Source organism: Roseateles sp. P5_E11, from assembly GCF_054049355.1.
The window spans coordinates 1-8,858 of the sequence record NZ_JBFUMO010000222.1; the positions used below are offsets into that span (position 1 = coordinate 1).

The 8,858-nt window shown below is 65.6% G+C and carries 6 protein-coding genes; all 6 read right to left on the reverse strand.

Features of this window, described 5'->3' with window-relative positions; all coding sequences use genetic code 11:
• Positions 1-103: 103 nt before the first annotated feature.
• Positions 104-3,154: a TonB-dependent receptor gene (locus ACXJKR_RS16990; RefSeq protein ID WP_457323818.1), complete on the reverse strand. Its 3,051-nt coding sequence runs from the start codon at positions 3,152-3,154 to the stop codon at positions 104-106.
• A 175-nt stretch (positions 3,155-3,329) separates the two neighbouring features.
• Complete coding sequence (gene xylA / locus ACXJKR_RS16995; protein WP_457323819.1) at positions 3,330-4,646, reverse strand: xylose isomerase; 1,317 nt, start codon at positions 4,644-4,646, stop codon at positions 3,330-3,332.
• A 10-nt stretch (positions 4,647-4,656) separates the two neighbouring features.
• The gene (gene xylB, locus ACXJKR_RS17000; protein ID WP_457323820.1) at positions 4,657-6,117 is read right to left on the reverse strand and encodes a xylulokinase; all 1,461 of its coding nucleotides are present in this window, start codon (positions 6,115-6,117) and stop codon (positions 4,657-4,659) included.
• Positions 6,117-7,349, reverse strand: a complete 1,233-nt coding sequence (locus tag ACXJKR_RS17005; RefSeq protein WP_457323821.1) for an ROK family protein — start codon at positions 7,347-7,349, stop codon at positions 6,117-6,119. Before ACXJKR_RS17005 ends, xylB begins: the two co-directional genes overlap by 1 nt.
• A gap of 151 nt (positions 7,350-7,500) precedes the next feature.
• Positions 7,501-8,328, reverse strand: a complete 828-nt coding sequence (locus ACXJKR_RS17010) for a 3-keto-disaccharide hydrolase (RefSeq protein WP_457323822.1) — start codon at positions 8,326-8,328, stop codon at positions 7,501-7,503.
• Between the two features lie 81 nt (positions 8,329-8,409).
• On the reverse strand, positions 8,410-8,858 hold a 449-nt coding region (locus ACXJKR_RS17015; protein ID WP_457323823.1), incomplete at its 5' end, for an enolase C-terminal domain-like protein.

Consider the following 8,858-nt stretch of genomic DNA (forward strand, 5'->3'; position numbering starts at 1 on the left):
GCAGGGAGAGCAAGCCGGCCAGCACCGCCGAGAGAAGTGCGTTTCTTTTCATCGGGATTCCAGGCGCCCGGYGATCCTGCGGACCGCCGGGCGCAAACCAAGGTCAGAACGTGTAGCGCGCCGTGACCACGTAGCGAGGGCCGGTGTAGAACAGACCACGGGTCATGTAGCCGATATGCTGCTGCATCAGCTGACGCTGGCGGGCGGAATTGAGGTTCTGCGCCTCCAGGCCGAGTGACATCTGATCATTGAACAGCTTGTACGACACACCGGCGTCCAGCTGGCCGTAGCTCTCGGCCCACACCGGCAGGCCCCAGGCCACGTTCCTCTGACCGAGGTTCGGGCTGTTCGGATCGGTCACGAGGCCGTCCGTGCCCTGCGTGCCGTTCACGTTGATGGCCTGCAGGTAGCGCGAACGCCAGCTGTAGGCCAGGCGTGCGGACAGCGGACCGTGGTCATACATCAGCGCGAGGTTGTAAGCCTTGCGCGACAGGCCCTGCAACGGCAGGTTGCCGAACTGACGGCCGTCGGTGTCGCAGCCGTTCAAGTTCAGGCCAAAGTTGTCGGCCGAGTTGGCGGTACCGCTGCAGTAGGGCGAGTTGACCGGGTTGTACAACTTGCTCTTGCTGTCGACGTAGGTGTAGTTGGCCTGCACGCCAAAGCCGGAGAGCCAGCCCGGCAGCTTGTCGAAGTACGTCTGGAAGGCGAGTTCCACACCGGTGAGGTTGCCGGAGGCGCCGTTGACCGGGCTCGTCACCGAGAAGTTCTGCGGCTTGCCGGTGACGTCGGGCAACTGGAAGTTCGACGTCTGGTTGACGAGGATGTCCTTCAGGTCCTTGTGGAACGCTGCAACCGTCAGCGAACCCGCGCGGCTGAAATACCACTCGGCCGTCAGGTCCTCCTGCGTCGAGCGGGTCGGCAGCAGCATGGGGTTGCCCTTGGCGGAGCCGCTCTGCGAGACGCTGGTCACCGTGGTGGCGGTGCTGTTGATGGTCTGGCTCAGCGAGGTGCTCGCCTGCAACCTGTCGAAGTCAGGCCGGGCGATGGCCTTGGCCAGGGCGAATCGGAACTGCACGTCCTGCGCGGCCTGGAGCTTGAGGTTCAGACTGGGCAGCACGTCCGTGTAGCTGTTCTTGAAGGTCTCCAGCTTCTGGTACTTCGGGATGTTGGGCACCGGCACTCCGCCGAGGCCCAGCTTGGCCTGTTCGGTGCCGGCGAAGGAGGTGTAGCCCAGGGCGTCGTTCTGGGTTCGCACGACCCGCACGCCGACGTTGCCGTCGAGCGGCAGTTTCCATTCGTCGAAGCCGAAGCGCAGCTGGGCGAAAGCGGCCTGGGTTTTCTCGGACTGCTTGTTGCCGCTGCCGCTCTGGATGTCCTGGGCGATGTCGCTGCCCAGGCCTTCGGGGGAGAAGGCGAATGGCCACTGGCTGCAGGCATCGGTGCTTTGACCGGCCGCGGTCTGCTTGACCACGCAGTTGTCGGCGCCGTACTTGTGCAGCACGGCATAGGAAGCCGGGAAGCCGACGGCTTGTGCGACCGACGGGAACACGACCGACGGCGGCGTGGGGACGCTGCCACCGAAGAAGTTGTTGAAAGTGTTGGTCTGGGTGCCGCCGGGGTAGTCGCTCAGGTAGGCCGGGCCTCCTGTCGTCCAGGGCTGGGAGATGGCCTGCCAGTGGTAGTTCGACGGATTGGTCGAGCTCTGCGCTTCGCGTTCCGTCAGGCGCATGCCGAAGCGCAGGTCCTGCAGCACCGGGTGCTCGAAGCGGTAGCGGGCATCGCCCTTCCAGCTCTTCTGGGTTCCCTTGCTGCGGTCCAGGTGCTCCATCGTGAACGCCCAGTAGTAGTTCTTGGGGTCGGCGAGGTAGGCGCGGTCAGCGGCGTCGAAGCTGAGGCTGGGCGTGCTGCCGCTCAGGTCGATAACCTCCTTCTGCATGCCGACACCGGTCGCGACGGTGGAGTCCAGACCGCGCGTGGAAGCCTTCACGTACTGCAGGTCAGACGTGAAGCTCCAGCGGTCATTCGCCTTCCAGTTCAAACGCCAGGCAAAGTCCTCTGTCTTGGAGTTGCGGGTGGCCGTGCGGGTGTCGTCGTTGAAGTTCAGCAGCGACCCGTCGTTGTTGGTCAACGTGCCGGAGACCATCGCACCCTGGTCATTGAACTTGCCATTCGTGACGCTGATCTTGTAAGGCTCAGTGCCTGCAAAGATCGCCTGTTCGTCCCACTGCATGCGGTACTTGGAGCGGAAGTAGGTCAGCGAGCTATCGATGTTGTCCTTCTTCCACTGCAGGGCGCCGTACAGGCCGTCGCGCTTGCGCTCGAATTCCAGGGTGCGCCATTGCGCGCCCTTGGGCACCCACAGGTAGGAGCCGGCGGGCTGGCCGACTACTGCGTCGGTACGGGGGTAGTAGGGCTCGACCTGGAAGAAGTCGGAGCGCGTGGCACTCTTGGAACTCGCAGCGTTCAGCAAGACGCCGATGCGGCCAATGTCGGTATTCCAGCTGTTGACCAGCAGGCCGCTGGCAGACGGCTTCTTCTTGCCGTTGAGCTTGTTGTAGGCCTCCTGCACCGTGACCGAGCCCTTGAAGCCCTGGTAGTCGAAAGGCAGCGCCGTGCGCAGGTTGACGAGGCCGCCGACAGCGCCCTCGATCTGTTCGGCCGACGGGTTCTTGTACACGTCGATGCCGGCCATCAGCTCGGGCGGCACATCTTCGAAGTTCAGTGCGCGGCCACCGTTGGCAGAAAAAGTGTCCCGGCCGTTCATTTCGGAACGCACATAGGACAGGCCGCGGATATTGACGCCGGAACCTTCCACCGAGTAGTGCTCGGGGTCGTTGCGAGCCATGGTGCGCTCGATCGTCACGCCGACGATGCGCTGCAGCACTTCGGTGACGGAACGGTCGGGCAGCTTGCCGATGTCGTCGGCCACGATCGAATCGACGATCTCGTCGGAATTCTGTTTGATCTTCTGTGCCGATTCGAGCGCCGCTCGGCGGCCGCTGACGACGACGGTTTCCAGGTTGGTGGTGGGTGCGGATGCGGCGGCGGCGGCGGGGGCCGGCGCGGTCTGCGCCATCGCCATGCCGCTGCAGAGCAGGGCGGCCTGGGCGGCGGCAAGGGATACAGCGGTTCGGCGGGGATGGTGATGTGTCACTTTGTCTCCTCTCGTTGTCGTAGGGCTCTAGGCCCGTGTCGTACTGCTGGTTCGGGGAAGCAAGGAAATCAACATCGCCCAGGTCGACAGGCGCAAGGCTTTTGAGCGAGGGTGTTCGTCATGGGCAGCGTGTCGGCTCGGGTGTGTTGGGCGGGGGTGAATCGGTGATCGGCGGTCAGCCGCAGAAGCGGTTGACCAGGTTCTCGAAGACTTCCTGGCGGCCGGACACGGGCRCCACGTCGGTGTTGGCGGCGAGCACCTGGTCGGCGAGTTCGGTCAGCGAACGCCGGCCGTTGAGGATGTCCTGCCCGGCGGGYGCGTCCCAGCCGGCGTAGCGGCTGTCCACGGCGGCYTTCAGGCGSCCGTCGTTGACCATCTTCTCGGCGATCAGCAGCGCCTGGGCGCACACGTCCATGCCGCCGATGTGGCCGTGGAACAGGTCCTCGGCGTCGATGGACTGGCGGCGCACCTTGGCGTCGAAGTTCAACCCGCCCGAGCCCAGSCCKCCGGCCTGGATGACGTGGTACAGCGCGATCGCCGTCTCCGGCACGTTGTTGGGGAACTGGTCGGTGTCCCAGCCCAGCTGCGGATCACCGCGGTTCATGTCCAGGCTGCCCAGGATGCCCAGCGCGCCGGCCGTGGCGATCTCATGCTCGAAGCTGTGGCCCGACAGCGTGGCGTGGTTGGCCTCGATGTTGACCTTCACTTCCTTCTCCAGGCCGTAACGGACGAGGAAGCCGTACACGGTGGCGGTATCGAAGTCGTACTGGTGCTTGGACGGCTCGCGCGGCTTGGGCTCGATGAGGATGGCGCCCTTGAAGCCGATCTTGTGCTTGTACTCCACCACCATGTTCAGGAAGCGGCCGAGCTGGTCCAACTCCTGCCCGAGGCGCGTGTTCARCAGCGTCTCATAGCCCTCGCGGCCGCCCCACAGCACRTAGTTCTCGCCGCCGAGCTTCAGCGTCGCGTCCATCGCGTCGCGCACCTGCAGCGCGGCCATGGCGAACAGCTCGGGGTTGGGGTTGCTGGCCGCRCCGCTCATGAAGCGGCGGTGGCTGAACAGGTTGGCCGTGCCCCACAAGAGCTTCAAGCCCGTGGCCTGCTGCTTCTCGCCGAGCACGTCGACCATGCGCAGGAAGTTCTCGTGGCTCTCGCGCGGCGTGGCRCCTTCCGGGGCGACGTCGCGGTCATGGAAGCAGTAGTAGGGCGCGCCSAGCTTSKCRAAGAACTCGAAGGCCGCGTCGGCCTTGAGCTTGGCCAGCTCCATCGGGCTGCCGCCCTGGAACCAGGGSCGCTCGAAGGTGGCGCCGCCGAACGGGTCCAGGCCSGTCCAGACGAAGTTGTGCCAGTAGCACACGGCAAAGCGCAGGTGRTCCTCCATGCGCTGGCCCAGGACGATGCGGTCCTTGTCGTAGTGCTTGAAGGCCAGGTCATTSKGGCTGTCGGCGCCCTCRAARCGGATCGGGGCGATGGCGTGGAAATAGCTCGTCATAACTCGGGGGTCAGGCACCGCGCAGGCGGCGGTAGAGGTCACGGAAACGCGCCAGGCGGGGGGCCAGGCGGGCATGGCGTTCGGGGTCGGGAGAGAAGAGGGCCGCCACGGGCGGGCGGGTGCAGACGGTCTCGACAGCACCCCCGGTGGCCAACCAGCCCAGGCGTGCCGCGCCGAGCGCGCCGCCGGCTTCGCTGCCGGTGTGCAGGACGATGTCGACCTGGAGCGCGTCGGCGATCAGCTGGGCCCAGAAACGGCTGCGTGAGCCGCCGCCCACCAGCGACAGCTGGTGGACCTGGGTGCCCGCGGCTCGCAGCGCGTCCAGCCCATCGGCCAGCCCGAAGGCCACGCCCTCGAGCACGGCATAGGTGCAGTCGGCGCGCGTCGTCTGCGCCTTCAGGCCATGGAAGACCCCGGCTGCAAACGGGTCGTTGTGCGGCGTGCGCTCGCCGGCCAGGTAGGGCAGGAAGATCGGCGCGTGGTCTGAGGYGCTGACTGCGCTGTCATTTGATGAAAGTTCAGCCAGCAAGGKGGYTTCATCGGCGCCGACGAGCTGGCAGAACCAGCGCAGGCAGCTGGCGGCCGACAGCATCACGCTCATCTGGTGCCAGCGTGCGGGAAGCGCATGGCAGAAGGCGTGCACGGCCGAGGCCGGGTTGGGCCGGTAGCGGTCGTTGACGACGAAGAGCACGCCCGAGGTGCCCAGCGAGATGAAGCCRTCMCCKGGCTGCGTGGCGCCGATGCCGATGGCGCTGGCCGCGTTGTCGCCGGCGCCACCGGCGACGACCACCTCCGCGCCCAGGCCCCAGGCCTTGGCGAGTTCGGGCTTGAGCACGCCGCTGGGCTGGCTGCTCTCGACCAGGCGSGGCATCTGCGCGCGCGTCAGGCYGCAGGCGCCGAGCAGTTCGTCGGACCAGTCGCGCCGKGCCACGTCCAGCCACAGGGTGCCGGCGGCGTCCGACGGGTCGGAGACCTTGTCGCCGGTCAGCTGCAGGCGCAGCCAGTCCTTGGGCAGCAGCACGCTGGMCACSCGCGCGAAGACTTCGGGCTCGTGCTTCTTGACCCACAGCAGCTTCGGGGCGGTGAAGCCGGGCATGGCGAGGTTGCCGGCGATGTCGTGCAGGCGCGGCGCGGYGGYYGTCAGCTCGTCGCACTCGGCGTGGCTGCGGCCGTCGTTCCACAGGATGGCCGGGCGCAGCACSGCGTCGTCAGCGCCCAGCAGCACCGCGCCGTGCATCTGGCCGGACAGGCCGATGCCGCGCACGGCGGCGAACTCGGTCGGGTGGGTCGTGCGCAATTGGGCGACGGCGGTGCCGGTCGCGCGCCACCAGTCGGATGGATTCTGCTCGGACCACAGAGGTTCCGGTGCCGACAGCGTCAATGCGCTGCCTGCGGTACCAACGATGCGACCGCTGTCGTCAAGCAACAGCAGCTTGACTTCCGAGGTACCCAGATCAATGCCGAGAAACATCAAGCAGCCTCCGCTGTTTCAAGAAAAATGGTTCCACCGTCAGCCAGAGGTAACGCGGGGCGGGTCAGTCGATAACGTGCCAGCGCTGCAGCGCCGACAGCGACGGCGTTGACGCCGAAGCGCGACGTGCGCACGATCGGCGGTGGCAAACCGGCTGCAGCGGCATAGGCGTTCAGCGTATCCAGCGCCGGCTTAAGGAATGGTTCGCCCAGCTCGATCGCGGCGCCACCGAGAACGATGCACGCGGGGTCGTAAGTGGCAGACAGGTTCTGCAGCAGCACGCCGAGGTAGCGTCCGGCGGAGGCGACGGCATTCTGGGTCTCAGGGTCGTTCCCCAACAGATGGCTGCGTATCCGAGACAGCGAGGTCATCTCCGTCCCCCTGCCGTAGCCCCGCTGCATGGCGCCCATCGAGATCAGCGCCTCCGCGCAGCCCCGGCGCCCGCAGGAACAACGCGGACCATCGAGTTGCAGCACGGTGTGCCCCACTTCGCCAGCGAAACCTCGGTTGCCGGTCAGCAGCCGGTCACCGACGATGACACCGGCACCGAGGCCCTCGCTGATGGAGACGTAGAGCAATGGGTCCGCGGCGGTCGAGGAGTTGAACTCCACTTCGCCAACCGCGGCGACAGCAGCTTCGTTCTGAAGGAAGAGCGGCACGTGTGCCAGCGGGGAGTCAGCCAGTCTTTCGGCCAGCAGTGCTGCGAATGGCACATCGCGCCAGCCCAGGTTGGGCGCGAATCGAAGCACGCCACGCGCTGCATCGACGCCGCCGGGCAAGCCGACACCGATACCCAGCGCCTGCTCGCTGGCGGCGAGCTGCCCGAAGACCTTCAGCAGCGATGCGGCAAGTACTCGAATGCACGACTTGGCCGAGCGAATGRCACCGTAGCTGGCGACAGTTTCTGCACGTATCTCGCCCGTGAGGGACGTGGCAACCACGCGCACGGAGTCGACGCCGACTTCGGCACCGAGCAGCAGCAGTCGGGTTGGATCGATGAACAAGGGCGTGGGGCGGCGACCCATGTCGCCTGTCGGGACGATTTCGCGCTCGACCAGCCAACCCTCGGTAATCAATTCACGGGCGAGCAGGCCGACGGTGGATTTGGTCAGGCCCACCACAGCAGCCAGATCGGCTCGTGACTGACCTGGTTTGGCGCACAGTTGCCTGACGAGCGCCATGCGATTGATGACTTTGAGGAGCTGTTGGCTCGCGGCGGCTTCGACCTGCAAGGCACTTCTCCCTGATGAACTTTCGTGGTCGGACCACAACTTGTCGTTGTGTTTTTGGTATGACCAATGTTAGTTGGGGCGATGGACAAAGTAAATAGGGGCGCGCGGCTTCGTCATCGCAGGCCGCGAGTCACGGCAGCAGCAGGAGATTTCACCGAGGCACTCCCGGAGCCTGTTGCCCGGTCCGGGAAGTGGCGGGGAGGGATCGGATCCTGATGTTCCGAAACCATACGGGCTGCGATTCCGCCTGCAGCGCGATATGGCCGAATGACAACTGCAGGGGAGCACCGGCATCCAGCAGGGCCTTTGCGCTGTCCTCCCTGGGATCAAGCTGGGGATGCTGATAGCGCAGGACCTCGACGCCATTGACGCGATGGACGACTTCCTCGTTGCCTCGAACCTCGACCTCCACCGCTACCCACTCATCCAGGGGGAACAATTTCGAGGTCGACTCGATGATGTGGTCTGTCACCAGCCGGCCCTTCATCTCGAGGTTGGTGCCAGGCGTGCACACATTTCCCGTCTGGCGGCCCGCCGTTGCGCCCGCGCTGAGGAACTGGAATTCCATGCTGGCAGGCCAGGCCTGGTTGAGCCCCATCGTCCAGGGCGACTGTGAATGGATCATCACGCCGCTGTTGAGTTTGGCCCAGGGTGGGGCATCTGCAACGGCAGTGCCCGTGATCCGGTACTCGAGCCGAAGGATGTAGTTGGCGTAGGCCAGGTTGGAGTACAGATGGCCGAACTGTTCGTCGAACTTGCCGTAGCCGTCATAGCTGACCTTGATCACGCCGTCTTCCACCCGAAAGGTGTTCGCGTAGTTGTCTCCAAGCGGATGCTTGTTGATCTTCACGGTCCATCCTGAAAGGTCGCGGCCATTGAACAGCGAATGCCATTCGCCCTCGTCCTGCGCACTCGCGCGCGCTGGGGTCAGGGCGATGCACAGGCAGGCCAGCATCGTTGACAGAGATCGGTTCTTCATGACGTGGACCTATCCGGAAAAAGGCAAATCGCGCGGTCTCTTTCAAGGCCGCGCGTTGGTGCTGGAACGGTTCTGGCGAGTTCAGCCCCCGAACCGGTATTGCGCCAGCGAGGCCGGTTTCATCGTGATCGAAAAGCCCGGTGCTTCGGGCGGCATGTAGGCCGCGCCGCGCACGACGCAGGGGTCGACGAAGTGCTCATGCAGGTGATCCACGTACTCGATGACACGGCCGTCACGCGTGCCGGCGATGCAGAGGTAGTCGATCATGGACAGGTGCTGCACGTACTCGCACAGGCCCACGCCGCCGGCATGCGGGCAGACGGGCAGGCCGTGCTTGGCGGCCATCAGCATGACGGCCAGGATCTCGTTGACGCCGCCCAGGCGGCAGCTGTCGATCTGCACCACGTCGATGGCGCCGCGCATCATGAACTGCTTGAACAGGATGCGGTTCTGGCACATCTCGCCGGTGGCGACCTGCATGGGCGCGATGGCCTGCCGAATGGCGCGGTGGCCTTCGACGTCGTCGGGGC